Annotated in this window: 24 protein-coding genes; 7 read left to right on the forward strand and 17 right to left on the reverse strand. The window is 64.9% G+C overall.

Going from position 1 to position 13615, the window contains the following annotated elements; translation table 11 throughout:
* Positions 1-27: 27 nt before the first annotated feature.
* The 15 genes from P24_RS15065 to P24_RS15130 form a co-directional block, all read right to left on the reverse strand.
* Complete coding sequence (locus P24_RS15065; RefSeq protein ID WP_008945603.1) at positions 28-315, reverse strand: helix-turn-helix transcriptional regulator; 288 nt, start codon at positions 313-315, stop codon at positions 28-30.
* A gap of 17 nt (positions 316-332) precedes the next feature.
* The gene (locus P24_RS15070; protein ID WP_008945604.1) at positions 333-596 is read right to left on the reverse strand and encodes a hypothetical protein; all 264 of its coding nucleotides are present in this window, start codon (positions 594-596) and stop codon (positions 333-335) included.
* A 21-nt stretch (positions 597-617) separates the two neighbouring features.
* Entirely contained in the window at positions 618-824 is a 207-nt protein-coding gene (locus P24_RS15075; protein WP_040707960.1) for a hypothetical protein, read from the reverse strand.
* Complete coding sequence (locus tag P24_RS20150; protein WP_156816332.1) at positions 821-1168, reverse strand: ribosome modulation factor; 348 nt, start codon at positions 1166-1168, stop codon at positions 821-823. Before P24_RS20150 ends, P24_RS15075 begins: the two co-directional genes overlap by 4 nt.
* 78 nt (positions 1169-1246) lie before the next feature.
* Entirely contained in the window at positions 1247-2146 is a 900-nt protein-coding gene (locus tag P24_RS15080) for a DUF5131 family protein (protein ID WP_008945606.1), read from the reverse strand.
* Positions 2146-2394, reverse strand: coding sequence for a hypothetical protein (locus P24_RS15085; RefSeq protein ID WP_008945607.1), 249 nt, complete (start codon positions 2392-2394; stop codon positions 2146-2148). Before P24_RS15085 ends, P24_RS15080 begins: the two co-directional genes overlap by 1 nt.
* Entirely contained in the window at positions 2391-3134 is a 744-nt protein-coding gene (locus P24_RS15090) for a DNA N-6-adenine-methyltransferase (RefSeq protein ID WP_008945608.1), read from the reverse strand. Before P24_RS15090 ends, P24_RS15085 begins: the two co-directional genes overlap by 4 nt.
* Positions 3134-3856 (reverse strand): hypothetical protein, encoded by a 723-nt coding sequence (locus P24_RS15095; protein ID WP_008945609.1) that lies wholly within the window; start codon positions 3854-3856, stop codon positions 3134-3136. The genes P24_RS15090 and P24_RS15095 overlap by 1 nt, the downstream gene beginning before the upstream one ends.
* Entirely contained in the window at positions 3853-4260 is a 408-nt protein-coding gene (locus P24_RS15100) for a hypothetical protein (protein ID WP_040707962.1), read from the reverse strand. The genes P24_RS15095 and P24_RS15100 overlap by 4 nt, the downstream gene beginning before the upstream one ends.
* Positions 4260-4739 (reverse strand): hypothetical protein, encoded by a 480-nt coding sequence (locus tag P24_RS15105; protein WP_008945610.1) that lies wholly within the window; start codon positions 4737-4739, stop codon positions 4260-4262. The genes P24_RS15100 and P24_RS15105 overlap by 1 nt, the downstream gene beginning before the upstream one ends.
* Positions 4736-5110, reverse strand: coding sequence for a hypothetical protein (locus tag P24_RS19385; RefSeq protein ID WP_008945611.1), 375 nt, complete (start codon positions 5108-5110; stop codon positions 4736-4738). Before P24_RS19385 ends, P24_RS15105 begins: the two co-directional genes overlap by 4 nt.
* Positions 5110-5553: a hypothetical protein gene (locus tag P24_RS20310; protein WP_008945612.1), complete on the reverse strand. Its 444-nt coding sequence runs from the start codon at positions 5551-5553 to the stop codon at positions 5110-5112. The genes P24_RS19385 and P24_RS20310 overlap by 1 nt, the downstream gene beginning before the upstream one ends.
* A 4-nt stretch (positions 5554-5557) precedes the next feature.
* Positions 5558-6352 (reverse strand): hypothetical protein, encoded by a 795-nt coding sequence (locus tag P24_RS19390; RefSeq protein ID WP_156816333.1) that lies wholly within the window; start codon positions 6350-6352, stop codon positions 5558-5560.
* Between the two features lie 183 nt (positions 6353-6535).
* Complete coding sequence (locus P24_RS15125) at positions 6536-7018, reverse strand: hypothetical protein (RefSeq protein ID WP_008945614.1); 483 nt, start codon at positions 7016-7018, stop codon at positions 6536-6538.
* Positions 7015-7278 carry a preprotein translocase subunit YajC gene (locus tag P24_RS15130; RefSeq protein ID WP_008945615.1) on the reverse strand — a complete coding sequence of 88 codons (264 nt, stop codon included), beginning with the start codon at positions 7276-7278 and terminating at the stop codon, positions 7015-7017. Before P24_RS15130 ends, P24_RS15125 begins: the two co-directional genes overlap by 4 nt.
* Positions 7279-7430: 152 nt before the next feature.
* On the opposite strand from P24_RS15130, the gene P24_RS15135 reads away from it, so the two are divergent.
* Both P24_RS15135 and P24_RS15140 read left to right on the forward strand, forming a co-directional pair.
* Positions 7431-7832 (forward strand): hypothetical protein, encoded by a 402-nt coding sequence (locus P24_RS15135; RefSeq protein ID WP_008945616.1) that lies wholly within the window; start codon positions 7431-7433, stop codon positions 7830-7832.
* Positions 7829-8068, forward strand: a complete 240-nt coding sequence (locus P24_RS15140; RefSeq protein WP_040707967.1) for a helix-turn-helix domain-containing protein — start codon at positions 7829-7831, stop codon at positions 8066-8068. The genes P24_RS15135 and P24_RS15140 overlap by 4 nt, the downstream gene beginning before the upstream one ends.
* A 13-nt stretch (positions 8069-8081) precedes the next feature.
* Here P24_RS15140 and P24_RS15145 read toward each other — a convergent pair whose 3' ends face one another.
* Positions 8082-8333 carry a helix-turn-helix domain-containing protein gene (locus P24_RS15145; RefSeq protein ID WP_008945617.1) on the reverse strand — a complete coding sequence of 84 codons (252 nt, stop codon included), beginning with the start codon at positions 8331-8333 and terminating at the stop codon, positions 8082-8084.
* Positions 8334-8342: 9 nt separating this feature from the next.
* Positions 8343-9044, reverse strand: coding sequence for a helix-turn-helix domain-containing protein (locus P24_RS15150; protein WP_008945618.1), 702 nt, complete (start codon positions 9042-9044; stop codon positions 8343-8345).
* Positions 9045-9214: 170 nt separating this feature from the next.
* Between P24_RS15150 and P24_RS15155 the strand changes: the two genes are divergently transcribed.
* The 5 genes from P24_RS15155 (at position 9215) to P24_RS15175 (ending at position 13415) form a co-directional block, all read left to right on the forward strand.
* Positions 9215-9517, forward strand: coding sequence for a hypothetical protein (locus P24_RS15155; RefSeq protein ID WP_008945619.1), 303 nt, complete (start codon positions 9215-9217; stop codon positions 9515-9517).
* Positions 9517-9789: a hypothetical protein gene (locus tag P24_RS15160; RefSeq protein WP_008945620.1), complete on the forward strand. Its 273-nt coding sequence runs from the start codon at positions 9517-9519 to the stop codon at positions 9787-9789. The genes P24_RS15155 and P24_RS15160 overlap by 1 nt, the downstream gene beginning before the upstream one ends.
* Before the next feature lie 6 nt (positions 9790-9795).
* Positions 9796-10851, forward strand: coding sequence for a DUF7146 domain-containing protein (locus P24_RS19395; RefSeq protein ID WP_008945621.1), 1056 nt, complete (start codon positions 9796-9798; stop codon positions 10849-10851).
* On the forward strand, positions 10848-11768 hold the full coding sequence (locus tag P24_RS19400; protein ID WP_008945622.1) for a hypothetical protein: 921 nt from the start codon (positions 10848-10850) through the stop codon (positions 11766-11768). The genes P24_RS19395 and P24_RS19400 overlap by 4 nt, the downstream gene beginning before the upstream one ends.
* A gap of 240 nt (positions 11769-12008) precedes the next feature.
* Positions 12009-13415 carry a DNA primase family protein gene (locus tag P24_RS15175; protein WP_008945623.1) on the forward strand — a complete coding sequence of 469 codons (1407 nt, stop codon included), beginning with the start codon at positions 12009-12011 and terminating at the stop codon, positions 13413-13415.
* Positions 13416-13615: the final 200 nt, after the last annotated feature.

Below are 13615 nucleotides of genomic sequence, written 5' to 3' on the forward strand. Positions count from 1 at the left end.
ACGTAGCGCGGCAGCGGGGCGCTGATCTTACGGGGCTTCGGTCCCGAATTCGTCATCGAGGTCAACCCCCTTCGGTGGGGTGGCGCGGCCGGAGAGCTGGTCTATCCGTTCCTCCAGGGCGATCCGATCCCATAGCCGGAGCCGGCCCGGCCGGTCAACCGGCTTCGGATAATGCCCTGCCCGCACCAGCCGCTCAAAGGTCAATGGCGTTTCGCCGCACAGCGCCGCCGCCTGGTCGAGCCGCAGCAGGCGTGGGCGGATCGGCTGCGCGGCCGCGCGGGGGGTGGCCTGCTGGTGCGGATAGGTCAGGGACATGGCTTCTTCATTCCCTTTCAATCCAGTCCGGTTTCGGGGCGGGCCGCGCGTACCTTTGCGGCCATGTCTTCGAAAGCGCGGGCAATCTCCTCCCTGCGTTCAGGAGATTTTGGCAGCCAGAATGTGACTGCGCTTCGATCATCATCCTGCGGCGGGTGATGCAACATAGGCGACGAATGCAGCATGATTTGCACGGCGCTATAGGTGAGGCCGGTGTTGCTGACCTTCTCGACCGTGTTGATTTCACTGGTCATCTCTTGGCTATACACGTTAATCCGCATTTTCCTCTTCCTATGAAGGGGTTAGAAGGTTTGCGGTTGTCCGGCCGATCTGGCGAGGGCTTCCGCGAGGCGATCCGATGCCGCCGCGTCGCGGCGGCGCTGATCGATGGGCGATGCTGCCTCCGCCCGGCGGATTTCAGCGGCCTGTTCGCGTTCCATCACCTCCGCCATGGTGCGGTGATTGCGGAAAGGAAAGGGGCTGGTGCAGCCGCGCGGGGTGTCGGTCATCGGCTGGCTTCCGCTGTGCATCTCGCGAGGTTTTCGCGGCGATCCGCGCACCACAATTCGTGGCTCCATTGATTGAAACCGGCGGGGTCGCAACGGCTGCACGGTCGGGCGCTGCCCATGATGTCCCTGACCTTCCGTGTGCCTTCGCAAGCATCGCATCGGGCGGCCTTGATCCCGGTGGCCAGGCTGGCTGTAGGGATCGGCGCCGTTGCCTCGGCATCGTGCCAGCCCTGCATCCAGTCCACGCGGCGGGTATCGTTCTCCCCATAAGGGCAGCGGTGCAGCGGCAGGCCGCTGCGGCAGGCGGCTGCGCCTTCGTGGTAGCTGTCGGGATGATCTGTCATGGCGTCGGTACCTCCTGTGTCAGCAGCAGCAGGGATAGAAGGATGGCAACCAGTGCCAGCTTGAAGCTGGTGGCGGGGTCAGGCATGGGCGGCCTCCCGTTCCGGCTGGAATTGCGGCAGTCCATTCCATTCGCGGCCGTCCAGCAGGCGGCCGGCGCGCTTCTTGCCGACACGGCCGGAATATGCCCCGGCGCCCCATGCGTACAGGTCGCGGAAGCCGCCCCATTCAATACGTCCCGGCCCGCCGCCTATCCATTCCCCCCACTGTTTGAAGAAAAACGGCACGCCAGCGGCGGCGCACTGGTCGCGCAGGCTGCGTAGCCAATCCGGGTGCATGGGGCGAGCCTCGGTGCCGCTCTCGCCACCGGCGATGACCCATGCTCGCTTACCGAGGGCAAGGAATTCCGGCGGCAGGGTGATGGGGCCAAGCAGCGGTTCGGCGGATATGCCGATCCAGGGGATGTTGTGCCGCTCCAAGAGATGCAGCAGGCGCGGAATATCCCGGTCGGCTTCGGCCTGCGAGGTGATGCTGACGATCAGCCCGGCATGGGCGGGCCATCCGCGCCCGACTTCGGCAAGCCGCTTTTCGATGGCGGCCAGCCGCTTGGGGACGCTCCGGATGTAAATCCGGTCGCAGGCATGGATGGTGCGCCACGCTTCTTCAAACCATGGCAGGGGCGCTTCCAGATCGAACAGATCGGACATGGATTGTACGAACACGCGGCGGCTGTGGGTGGCGTGATGGCCGGCGATCTGGTGATCTGCAGCCCACCATGAGTAATTATTGTCGAGCCGGTGCATGAGCGCGACGGCGCTTTTGATCTTGCGGCGCGGCTTGCCGGTGCCCCAAAGAGGGCCGCCAAACCGCTCTGCGACCTTCTCCGCATAGCAGATATCGCATCCCGGACCGACCTTCGTGCAGCCCCACCAGAAATTGACGGTGGCGTCCGTCCATTCGATACCCGTGTTCGCGCCCATCACAGGCCCGCCCGCGCCGCCGCGCGGCGCATGTCCAGATGGATGGCGGTCAGGGCGCTGGATGCGGCGCTGGCGAGGTCGGCGGCTTCCTCATGCCCTGCGGATTGGGCGGTGCGCATGACGCCCTTTGCCATGATGCCTACGCCGAATTCGACAAGCTGATCGCCCGTCATAGTTGCGATCAGGGGTGCCAGGGCGGCATCGGCCGCCTTGATGGCGGGGTCGGTGTCGCTGTCTCGGTCGCTCATAGGGTTAACTCCAGTTGCCAGATGCCAGGTGCGGCGCGGCGGCCGGCGCCCCGCTGGAGCGTCTGCCGCACCTTCGCCCGCCAATTGCGGTTGCGTTCGGTCAGGGGGTGGCCGGAAATCAGCCTGTACAGCTCTGCCAGCGGGATCGGTTTCCCCTCGCTGGCGAGGATCGCGCGCACAAGCTGCCGCCAAGTCGCGGCGCCTGGTGCGGCGTCTCCGGCGGGCCGGGGGATGAGGAGGGATGTGGGGATCAGCAGCGGGACGAATTGCCCTGCAAGGCCGCTGTCGGCCAGCCGGTCGGCATCCTTCCGGCCATAGGCGCAAAGGACCGAGGGCGCGCCCCCGTTTGGCTTGGCGCGGGTGCCGTCCGGATAGTGGAAGTGCAGCCGCCCTTCCAGGAACAGCAGGGCGGTGCAGGCTTCCCATACATAGCGGAAAAAGGGCTGCGTCTCGGTGCGCGCGAAGATCAGCGCCGTGCCGTGATTGTGTGCGGCCATCCTCGCCAGCCAGCGGCCGATGACACTGGCACTGTAAGGCGGGTTGAGCCATACCCGGCCGGTCCAGAGTTGCGCCAAGCCGTTATCGATGATGGTGAAGTGCCGGGCGGCCATCGGCCATGGGCGGTTAACGGGCGCGCAGGGGTCGAGGTCGAACGGGCCAAGGGCGGCGATGATGGCCGGCGGGGTCAGCCATTCCTCGGTCGCGGCGCGCGCGGAGTGATGAGATCCTATTGACGGCATCACGCGCGTTCCAGTTCCGGTTGCGGATCGGCCGGCGCGGCGATGGCCTGCAGCGCGAAGCTTCCCCACTGATCGGCGGCAGCTGCCGCCATGCCGGGAAAGAACCGGCTGCGGTGTTGCCCGCGATCCGCGCCGGGCGGCATGCGCCAAACGCGGTTCCATTGCCTCCATGCTTCGGAGCCTTTGGGCGGTTCCGGCAGGCGTTCGGTCGGCTCCAGCGGCGGCAGGCCGCGCAGATACCAGCCTGTCGCCTTGTATTCCGGGTGGCCAAACCAATGCGGCTGCACCATCTGCGGCCGGGGGAGGTCCGCCGGCATACGGGCGCGGGCGATGTCGTGCATTTCCGGATTTTCAATCGCCACGCGGTCAATCGGGGCACGCCAGAAAGCGGTAAACAGGTCAACGCCCGCTTCAAATTCCGCCTTCATGCTCTCCCATGTCCGGCCCCTGGGAAGCTGCTTCGGCGGGGTCATGTTGCCCGGCCCGGACAGCCAGCGCCGGCCGGAGCGGCAAAGCCGCGTGCAGGGCGGATGTGCGACCATGAGTAAATCCCATCCGTCGCGCAGCAGCGGGCGGGCGTCCCCGACGATATGCCGGTTGCTGCCATCCTCCGCCGGGCGGAGGTCGCAGCTCCAGGCATCATGCCCGCGTCGCAGGAAGGCGTTGCGCACGATGCCGGAGCATTCGCAGGCGATCAGCACGCGGAGCGCACGGGCGATCATTCCCCGCACTCCCGCTTCGGCCGGTTGCTGCCGGTGAAAAGAAACTGGCTTCGCAGGGCCATCTGTTTGGCCTGCAGGCGGGGGTTTCCATCGATCATCGCGCGCACCATGTCGCCCGGCTTCGGCGGCGTCGTGAAGGCCACCGGCTGCAACTCCGGCAGGGCGCGGGCGGCGGCGGTTGCGGATGCCAGTTGCCGGCGGGCATCCCTGATATCCGCCTCGGCATCGCGCATCGCGGTATGGTCCACCAGTTCCATCGCCTGATCCTGGGCTTCCTCCGCGTCGTGCAGCTGGCACGCGGCCTCGATCAGGTCGAGGAGGGCAGCGGCGGCGGGCGCAGGGAGCAACAACCCGCCGCCGCTCTGCGCGCGGTCGCGGAGGAGGAGGAGAGTATCCGCGCGCATTAGGATTGCCTCGCATAGGCTTGTGTGAGCTGAGTGCGGAAGGCGTCGGCAATCTCATAGAGCCGTGCTTCTCCCGCGTCGGTTTCCTCGCTGCCGGGCATGCGCCACTTTCCCGCATCGGCGTCATAGGTGGCGATCTTCGCCACGGCGCGGATCAGCCTGTCCGCCCGGCGGGGCCGGTCGATCAGGCGGCATAGGGGAAACTTGCAGTCCTTCGCATCCGGGCTGAAATGGATGAAGCCTTGCCAGTCATGCCAGCAGTGCAGGCGCATCGCCCGGCGCTTCCGCCGCGTGGCGCGGTTCGGGCCTTCATTCGGGACGGGCATTAGCTGGAGCTGCGCCTCAACCTGTTCGGCCTCCTGCCTGACCATGTTGATGACGTGGGGCATGCTGGCGAGGGTGCCGGCAACCGCCGCTCTTTTCAGGCGCGCGATGTCGCGCTCGAAGTTTTCTCCGATGATCTTGAGATCGCCGCTCATGAGGTCAGCCCTCCCGTCAGGATGGGAAAGTGGTCGAGAACCGGAATTTCGGTGCAAAGCATGCTGTCGGGGGCCGGCCGGTCGGCAAGCCATCGCTGTACCTGGCCCGGTGCCAGCATCATCGCGATCTGCGACGGCAGGCAGCGCTTGCCAGTGTCGATCTGGTCATAGCGCGGATCGTGCAGGTCGAGGATGAAACTGAAATCGCAATTCTTGATATCCGGCTCGCTGTCATCGCTGACCATGGCGTCAACGGTGGCGATCCGCGCGCGGGCCTCGGCTTCGGAAAGCCCTGTCCATCTGGCGAGGGCAACAAAGCCGTTCTGGCGATGATCGGCGGCGGTGAGGGTGAGGGAGTATTTGCCGGGCATCAGGATTGCCCCTTCTTGTAAGCCTGCAGGGCATCGCTGTAGTTGGCGAAGCCGGCATCACGGGCGATCTCTTCCAGTGCCGCGCTGTGGCTGATGCCTTCGGCGCGCTTCAGCTTCACCGCTGCGCGCTTTAAGCCTTCAAGCGTCGCGAATTGCTTGTTGGCAAACATTTCCTCCGCCTGCTGGCGGCCGATGACGCGCGACAGCAGGTAAGCGCCGCTGATGCCCTCCAGCCAGATGACGGCGGTGTGCCCGCCCATCACTTCGGCGGCGGAGCGGGTGACCGTCTCGACCTTTTCCCCCTTATCCTTCGTCGCCGTTACGGGGGTGCCGACCGGGTAATGACGGTTCCAGATGTCGCAAGCTGTCTGCGGGCCGGTGGCCAACAGATGGATAGGCGTGCGGATTTTGACCGTGATAGTTTCCGGCTTGTTCGCGTCCATCGGATCAGCCCTCCGCCTGCTGGCGGGTGGCGCTGGCGGCTTCCGCTTCCTTCGCGGCCTCCTCCCGGTCGCGGCGCATGAGGGCGGCGCCCAACAGCGCGGCGGCGCGCACGGCGTCCCGTTCCGGTGTCTTGGGTTTCCACCATTCAACGGGCCAAGGCCAGTTGCCAATCGGCTCGGAGAGTACGATTTTGCGCACTTCCGGGTGTTCACATTGTGCGGTAAGGGCATAGCTGGATGCCGCATGCTCCAGTTCGCCATTCCGGTACTGGTCGTCATGCGCCGGCCCGAAGCCCTCGATCACGATCTGCCGGACCATTTCGCGGCCGATTTTCGCCAGCGTCGCGGCGATATGTTCGGCCAGCAGCGGATGGTGCGCGTGCAGGGTTTTTTGCAGCGCCGGGGCCATATCGACCAGTTCGACGTAAAAGCGGTCGATATCGGCTTGCGGCGCGATCTGTTCCGGCTGCTTCGGCCGGCGGGTATCGATGATTTCTCTGACAATCGGCTCGATGATTTCGCGGATGATATCCGCTTCGCGCATGCCGGTCATTTCAACCCGCATGACTTCTTCATGCGGCATTTCCGAAACCAGCCGGGCGGGCTTTTGCCTGGCGGAAAGTTCGGCCTCAACGCGGCGGCGCCACCATGTCTTGCCGCTGCCCTGATCGCCCGCGAAGCCGATCAGCAGCACCTCAAGGCGCGGCTCATTCTTCGCTGGTCCGGTCCATATCGTGATGCTGCGGCCGGGTGCGGCGGGAACGGTCATCGCAATCGGGTGTAAAGTCGTATGTGCCATGTTCTCCCCCTCCTGTCGGGCTGGTCGGAAAGCTGGTGCGGTGCTGGCGGTGTTGGCTGGCGGTTGCCCGGCCGTGTCAGGCGCCGGGCAGGCCGGGCCATCGGATGTTGCCGATGGTGGCGGCGGGGCGGCGGACATGCCGCCGGCAGCCGATCAGGCGCTTGAACGCGCGATAGAGGCCGCTCATGCCGTGTCCCCTTTGGGCTCCGGCCTCCCATCCTCCGCTGTCGCGCTGTCCTGCGTGCCCGCATCTTGCAGGATCGCCCCCTGCGTGATTGTCCTGGCCAGCTCCGCGTCCGCATCCTGCAGGGCAAGCGCCATCGTCTCGCCAAGCAAGGCCATCTGTTGCAGCAGCGAGGCCGCGTGCAGCATGTCATCAACGGCGGCATCGTCGGTGGTGGCATCGGCGCGGGCGATGAGCTGCCGGACGGCGGCATCGGCCCGGCGGGTGATGTCCGCGATGCGGTGCCGGCGGTGTTCCGCCTGCACGGTCGCCAGCGCGGCGTGCAGGGCGAAGGGAACGGGCAGCGGGCGCCAGGGTTCGGGGTGTGAGGGCAGCCCGGCGTTTGACGGCTGGTGCAGCCCGTCCGAAAGTGCGCCGCCCACGATGCCGTTGCTGGTCATGGCTGCGGACAGCAGCCCGCCGGAGAGGAGGGCCGCGCTCACAGCACGGCCTCCAGCGCTTCATCCATCGCGGCATCGGAACAGCCGATCCGCACATGCCGGCGCGACAGCGTGTAGCGCACGCCTTCCGACAGCATGGTGATCGTCTCCTCGCGTATTTCGATGGCGAAGCCGTCGCGCCCGCCGGTGGAATGCACGCGGTCACCGGGGCGGATGCGGCCCGGATCGCCGTGCTGCTGGTCCTGCCGGGCGCGGCGAAGCCGTGCCAGCGCGCATGGGAAGGGAATGAGATTGTCGGGCATCGGGGGTGCCTCCTTGGGTGGTGGTACCCCTAAAATATCGGAAAGCGACAAAAATTAGCAAGAGGAATTGTCCAAAAACGACAAAGCAGGAAATTCCATATCGGATAAACAGTTGTTAAAATTGCAGCTAATCAACTTTTCCTAGTGCCTGAATGCTGTTCGAGGCCGCGTGCCGGGAGGTGATTTTGCTAAAAAAGCTGATGTGGGGTCTGGCGGGGCTTGTCGCTGTTGCCGTCCTGGCGGTCATCCTGTCGCCTTATGACGGGCGCGGCAGCCGGCGGGATTTCTGCGAAATGGCGGTGTACCTGATCGCAAAGCGGGCTGGTGCCGATCCGGTGAAATTCCGCCTGGTGGGGGAGTGCGAGGAAATCAGCCGGGGCCGCTATTCGATGGAAGTCAGGGGACGCTACAGCACGCCCATAACCCGCGATCCGCACCTCGCCTTTCATGCGCTGGTGGCGCAGCATGCGGGAAAGGATCGTTATGAATTGTGCTGGTATGAGGCGGCCGGCGGAGTGCGGCAGCGTATCGCGCGGGCGGAGTTCTGCTTTTGAGCGCTGGCGCTGAAGGGCGGCCATCTGTTCAGGCTGTCATCCGCCATATCCTGAAGGGGCTGGGGAAAAATCAGTCCTGGCTGGCGTCGGAAATGGGCATCCCGGAAGGCTCGCTTTCAAGGAAGCTGCGCGGGGTGTCTCCGCTGACAGCGGCGGAAATGGCCGGTCTTGCCAATGCGCTGGATATGGATGTGCGGATGGTGATGGCGCTGTTCGGCATTCGCCTGAAGCGCTGATGCGATTGTGTGTTTATTCCTTTACCGGCGGCGGCACTTTTCGCGGGCCGGTGTCAGGGTCATAGCCAAAGGCTCGGATCGCGTCACGAACGTCGAGTTGAAGCATTCTGGCTATGATGAGAAATTCCGGAAGGCTGATGGTCAGCTGACCGGACAGCTTGCGGGATACTGACGATTTCGTGACGCCAAGCACTGCCGCGATCTGCTTTTGGCGGATCTTCAATTCCTTCATCCGCTGGCTGATAAGTCCATGATCTATCGCCATGGATCGGCCTCAACTGACCGGGCGGGGCCAATGCCAATAGATCGGCGCGGCCTCGACAATCTCCGCGTCCAGTTCGACCTTGCCGGACCATAGCGACACAAGCGCATAGCGCCCCTTGGTCACGCTGGGCTGTATGGTGCGCAGCAGCCGGCGGCCATCCTTGCGGGTCACGATGCATTCCCCGGTGATCTGGTCTATCGGGGTGTCGCGCTCAATCGCTGCAAAAATCAGTTCTCCGCGCATGTAGCGCGGTGCCAGGGCGTCGGTATCCACGATGGCGGCATAGCCTTCTTCCAGGCCGGCGGGGCGGCGCGCCCATATCTGCCCCATCACCGTTTCGTCAATATCCTGGGCTTCGCCATCGTCGGTAATGCGATAGCCGATCCGGATGCGCGGGGTTTCCGCTGCCGTCGATATGCCCCATGCGCGCATGATTTCGCGCGGGTCCACCTGCAGTGCCTCGGCAAGCCTGGCGATGGTCGGTCCCTTGATCTGGCTGTCATCCTTCAGCAGCTTGGTGATGGTGCTGGGGGTAACGCCTAGCTGCCCGGCAAGCCAGGTGCGGTTCTTGTTCAACGCCTTCAGCCGGCCGTCAACAAGGTCTTTCTTCAAAATCATCAGCAGCAGCTTTCGCTTCCGGCCCGCGTCATTCGCGGGGATCGGCGGTTCCTGCGCGCGCTGCGGGGCCTGCATTGCCGTCGCTGCCATCATCCGGGTGTCTCCGTCAGGGGTGGCCCGGCCTTCGCGCTGTCCGGTTTGGATAATCCGGTTTCAGTGCGGGCCGGTCAAACTCTCATATTGTCGTTTTCGGCTAAATATAGTATGTCGAAAAACGACAAACACCTCTCTCTGTGGTTTTTCAGCCGATAGGAGGCTGCCTCGTGGCCGAAACCATCGCCAAGGTCATCGTCAGAAAAGTAGGGGGCGCTGCGGTTGTCAGCCGCATCGTCAAGCGCTCCCTGTCCTGCGTTTACAAGCATACATGGTGCCCGTCCAAGCCGGGTGCAATCGGCGGCGGGCTGGTGCCGGCATCCTGGCAAGCGCCGCTGCTGGCCTATGCGGAGGCGGAGGGCATCGATCTGCGGCCGGAGGATTTCGTCAGGCTGCGCCCGGAGCCGGACTCTGCCGCGCCCGATGGCGATGATGCCGGCGATCCCCAATCCGACCGAGAGGAGGCCGCGTGATGGTGTCGCGTGATGCCCGTGCGGAAGCGTTCTATTCCGATCTTACGGAAATGGTGCTTCGCAACCTGACGGCAGGCATGGATTTGCGGGATGTGCTGGCGGGTCTCTGTTCCGTCACCGGCTATGTCGTTGCGCAGGTTCCCGATCCTGACGGCTCCAAACTGGAAGCTTCCTGTTGCACCACCATTGTAGCGGCGGTGGCGTTCAACCGGCGGCGGCAACAAAGCGAAGCCGGATCGCCCGCGCCGCTCTCTCCCGCGAACGGGAATTAGGGCGCGATGCCTGCCGACAGCGCATATGGGCCGGATAGGCTTACCGTTCGCGATATCGCGGGCCTGCTGGCGGATCGGGCGGAGGAGGTGGCGCGGGCGCTGCTGCCGCTGGGGTCGAGGCGCGGCGCGGAATGGGTTGAGCTGGAGCGGGCGCGCGGCGGGCTGGGGGACAGTCTCTCGGTCTGCATTTCCGGCCCGAAACGCGGGCGCTGGTGGCACCATGCCGCCGGGCAACATGGCGACCTGATCGACCTTTACGCCTATCTGCATTCCGCCGATCCGGGGCAGGCGGTGACATGGGCCAAGGGCTTCCTTGGCCTGACGGATGACCGGGTGGCGCTGCCGCCCCCGCGCCGATCCGCCTATGCCGATGACATGGCGCTTATCGAACGCGAAAAGCGCAACAGCGATTGGGCGCGGCGCATCTGGCGGGGCGGGACCATTCCCGCCGATGGCACGCGGACGGAAGCCTATCTGCGCGAACGGGGCTTCCCTGGCGATATCCCGAAAAGCCTGCGCCACGCGCCGGCGCTGACGCATCCGGATGGCGGCGAATTTCCCGCCATGGTGGCGGCAATCCAGCGCGCCGATGGCGAGATTGTCGCCATACACCGCACCTTCCTGTCGCGCACCGGCGGCAAGGCGGATGTCGGTACGGCCAAGATGATCCTCGGTCCCGCGCGGGGTGCTGCGGTGCGGCTTTCCCCGCGCAAGCCGCGCCTGGTGCTGGCAGAAGGGATAGAAACCGCGCTGTCGCTGCTGACGCTGTGGCCCGGCGCCTGCGTCTGGGCCTGCCTGTCCACCAGCGGCCTGCGCGGGATCGTGCTGCCCGATTGGGTCGAGGAAGTCGTGATCTGCCCGGACTATGACCGGCCGTGCGAGACGCCCGGCCCGATGTTCGGCAAGCGGCCGGGGATGATCGCGGTGGCGGCGCTGCAGGAAAGCCTTGCAAACCGGGCCCGCCCGGTACCGTCCAGCATCGTTCTGCCGCACACCGAGGGGCTGGATTTCAACGATGTGATCCGGGCGCCGGATGGGCCGGCCAATGGGGGCGGACGGTGAAGCGCTACATCGAAATGTGGTCCAGTGGCGTCGGTTCTTGGGCCGCTGCAAAACGCCGGGTTGCGGCCGTAGGTGTCGAGCCAATCACGCTGCTTTTCACCGATACGCTTATCGAGGATGAGGATAATTATCGCTTCCTGATAGAGGGCGCGGCCAACATCCTCGGCGCTTCGTTGCCACGACAATTCGTCCCCCCTATCGACAGTTTTCCGCCTATCTGGGAGCCGGAGGCGCGGGCGCTGTTCTTGCGCGGCCTGGCGGCGGAGACCATGGAATTGCTGCCTGGTTTCGTCTGGCTGATCGAAGGTCGCAACCCATGGCAGGTGTTTTTTGATGAGCGCTTCCTGGGTAATAGCCGCGTCGATCCCTGTTCGAGAATTCTAAAGCGGCAGCTCGCGGATCGCTGGCTGGCTGAAAACTGCGATCCCGCTGCCACTGTCGTTGATGTCGGGATCGACTGGAGCGAGGCGCACCGCTTCGATGATGGTGCAGGGGGTGGGGTTCGCCCGCGTCGGGGCGCGGATGGCTGGGTCTATGAAGCGCCGTTGACGGAGGCACCGTTCCTGACAAAGCGGGATGTCTTTCGGCTTGTAGCGGCGGCGGGGCTGCGCCGCCCGCGCCTTTATGATGAGGGGCATTCGCACGCCAATTGCGGCGGATGGTGCATCAAGGCCGGCCATGCGCAGGCTGCCAATCTGCTGCGGAACCGCCCTGAAATCTATCGGTATCACGAGGGCCAGGAGCTGGCGATCCGCGCTCATCTTGAGGCGGATGTTTCGATGATGACGGATCGTCGCGGCGGCGGTGGAAAAAGGCCGCTGACCATGCGGGCCTTGCGAGAGCGCATAGAGGCCGGCGGTCAGATCGATATGTTCGATTGGGGTGGGTGCGGGTGTTTCTCCGGGGTGCCCGAATGACCGCGCGGCGATCTGCCCCGCCATCCCCTGCCGTTAGGCGCTGCTGCCGCTGCCCCGCCGTCGCGAGCTGGGGCTATGGCGTCTTCCTGCGGCAGGGCAAGCCGGGCCGCTGGTACTGCACGAAACACAAGCCCGCCGGCGGAGAGGGGGGCGCGCGGCCGAAACCGTCGCGCCGCGCCCTGAACCGGCAGGGCGAATTGATCTGAACCGCCCCGGTATGTGGAGGAGGATAACCCGGTAATGGCAGCCAAGAGCGAACCGCCGAACAAGCTGGCGGAAGAGATCATGGAGGAGCGGCGACTGATCGCGGATGATGGCGGGCGGCTGTACGAATATGATGCCGGCTTCTGGCGGCAGCTTTCCGATGCGGAGCTGCATGCCTGGGCGCTGGCTGTCGATGGTCCGCGCTCCACTTCCGCCCGCCGGCGCGGCGAAATTGTCAGCTTCCTGCGCGCGGCCTGCCACCAGCCGGTGACCTGGGGGCGCGTCGCGGATTACGAAATCGCCTGCCGCAATGGCGTGGTGGATTGCCGGAGCGGCGAAATCCGCCCGCACCGGCCGGAAGATTATCTGGAGCGGGTCATGGCCTGGGACTATTCGCCCCGCGCGCAATGCCCGCGCTGGCTGGCCTGCCTGGAAGACTGGTTCGGAGATCCTGACGCGCCGCCGCCGGAGGATCGCGGCGAAGGCCAGCAGCCGCCGGAAATCGAGGCGCTGCAGGAATTCTTCGGCTACATCGTCCTTGGCCATGCGCGCTACAAGAAAGCCCTCGTTCTGTTCGGTGAGAGCAACAGCGGCAAGACGGTGCCGCTGCATGTCGCCAAGCATATGGTCGGGCAGGATGCGTGCTGCACGCTGGCGGTCGAGCATATGGACAACCCGGTGTTGCGCTGGGTCATCAAGGGGAAGCTCCTCAATGTCGTGACGGAGCTGTCCGTCGATGCGGTCGTGGCCGATGGCGGCTTCAAGACGCTGATATCGACCGAGGAACCGGTGCTGCTGAACGGCAAGAATGAAAAGCCGGAGCTGTACACGCCGCGCGCGAAACACGTCTTCGCAACCAACAGCCTGCCGCGCCTGAATGACCGGACGGAAGGCGTGCTGAACCGTCTGCTGATTGTGCCCTTCACGCGGGTCATCCCGCCCGACCGGCAGGATGACGGGCTGGAAGCGGCGCTGCTGGAGGAAATGCAGGGCATCCTTTGCTGGGCTATCGAGGGGGCCAAGCGCCTGGTCGAGCGGCGGGGCCGCTTTACCGAGGTGCCAAAGGCGCGCGAAGTCCTGTCGGAAATGCGGATCGATGCCAACCCGGTTCGGCAGTTCCTCCGCGAACGGCTCATGCCCGACAATAAGAGCGCGATCCCGCTGGCCACGCTGGTTGACGTGTACAACCGATGGAACAAGGGGTCGCGGAAGATATCGACGCGCTTCCTGGGCAAGCTGCTGCGCGAATGCGGGCAGGTCGTGAAAAATGTGCGCTACAGCGACGATGGGGTGATGTCCTCCCTGATCGGCTTCCGGGTCAACCCGTACCGCCCGCCATCCTCGTTCCAGGTGCGGCCGGAGGCGATCATGGCGGTGGGGCCGGAGGTGACCGGGGCCGCCGATGCGGAAGCCCCGCCGGAGGTGGATGAGGGTGAGGTTTGAGGGGGTGGGGCGAGAAATCCGGGGATAAGTAAGTGTGGTGGTGTTCCCCGAATGTTCCATGCGCTGTAGTCTGTTATCGAAGCGTTATTAAGGCGCGATCTGTTATTAACAGCCATGCGGTTTGTTATCGTCTGTTATTAACAGCGCCGCCTTTCGATAACACCACAACCCATTGTAAATAAACGGGAAAACCCCGTTTG

It is taken from the genome of Oceanibaculum indicum P24, from assembly GCF_000299935.1.
GTDB lineage: Bacteria > Pseudomonadota > Alphaproteobacteria > Oceanibaculales > Oceanibaculaceae > Oceanibaculum > Oceanibaculum indicum.

Bases quoted from the DNA above. Each gene is read 5' to 3' on its own strand.
- P24_RS15130 (WP_008945615.1), bottom strand. From the start codon at position 7,278: ATGCCCGACAATCTCATTCCCTTCCCATGCGCGCTGGCACGGCTTCGC.
- P24_RS15100 (WP_040707962.1), bottom strand. From the start codon at position 4,260: ATGCGCGCGGATACTCTCCTCCTCCTCCGCGACCGCGCGCAGAGCGGC.
- P24_RS15145 (WP_008945617.1), bottom strand. From the start codon at position 8,333: ATGGCGATAGATCATGGACTTATCAGCCAGCGGATGAAGGAATTGAAG.
- P24_RS20150 (WP_156816332.1), bottom strand. From the start codon at position 1,168: ATGACAGATCATCCCGACAGCTACCACGAAGGCGCAGCCGCCTGCCGC.
- P24_RS15095 (WP_008945609.1), bottom strand. From the start codon at position 3,856: ATGATCGCCCGTGCGCTCCGCGTGCTGATCGCCTGCGAATGCTCCGGC.
- P24_RS19385 (WP_008945611.1), bottom strand. From the start codon at position 5,110: ATGCCCGGCAAATACTCCCTCACCCTCACCGCCGCCGATCATCGCCAG.
- P24_RS15070 (WP_008945604.1), bottom strand. From the start codon at position 596: ATGCGGATTAACGTGTATAGCCAAGAGATGACCAGTGAAATCAACACG.
- P24_RS15080 (WP_008945606.1), bottom strand. From the start codon at position 2,146: ATGGGCGCGAACACGGGTATCGAATGGACGGACGCCACCGTCAATTTC.
- P24_RS15065 (WP_008945603.1), bottom strand. From the start codon at position 315: ATGTCCCTGACCTATCCGCACCAGCAGGCCACCCCCCGCGCGGCCGCG.
- P24_RS15105 (WP_008945610.1), bottom strand. From the start codon at position 4,739: ATGAGCGGCGATCTCAAGATCATCGGAGAAAACTTCGAGCGCGACATC.
- P24_RS15135 (WP_008945616.1), top strand. From the start codon at position 7,431: ATGCTGTTCGAGGCCGCGTGCCGGGAGGTGATTTTGCTAAAAAAGCTG.
- P24_RS15175 (WP_008945623.1), top strand. From the start codon at position 12,009: ATGGCAGCCAAGAGCGAACCGCCGAACAAGCTGGCGGAAGAGATCATG.
- P24_RS15150 (WP_008945618.1), bottom strand. From the start codon at position 9,044: ATGATGGCAGCGACGGCAATGCAGGCCCCGCAGCGCGCGCAGGAACCG.
- P24_RS15075 (WP_040707960.1), bottom strand. From the start codon at position 824: ATGACCGACACCCCGCGCGGCTGCACCAGCCCCTTTCCTTTCCGCAAT.
- P24_RS15090 (WP_008945608.1), bottom strand. From the start codon at position 3,134: ATGCCGTCAATAGGATCTCATCACTCCGCGCGCGCCGCGACCGAGGAA.
- P24_RS19395 (WP_008945621.1), top strand. From the start codon at position 9,796: ATGCCTGCCGACAGCGCATATGGGCCGGATAGGCTTACCGTTCGCGAT.
- P24_RS20310 (WP_008945612.1), bottom strand. From the start codon at position 5,553: ATGGACGCGAACAAGCCGGAAACTATCACGGTCAAAATCCGCACGCCT.
- P24_RS15160 (WP_008945620.1), top strand. From the start codon at position 9,517: ATGGTGTCGCGTGATGCCCGTGCGGAAGCGTTCTATTCCGATCTTACG.
- P24_RS19390 (WP_156816333.1), bottom strand. From the start codon at position 6,352: ATGGCACATACGACTTTACACCCGATTGCGATGACCGTTCCCGCCGCA.
- P24_RS15085 (WP_008945607.1), bottom strand. From the start codon at position 2,394: ATGAGCGACCGAGACAGCGACACCGACCCCGCCATCAAGGCGGCCGAT.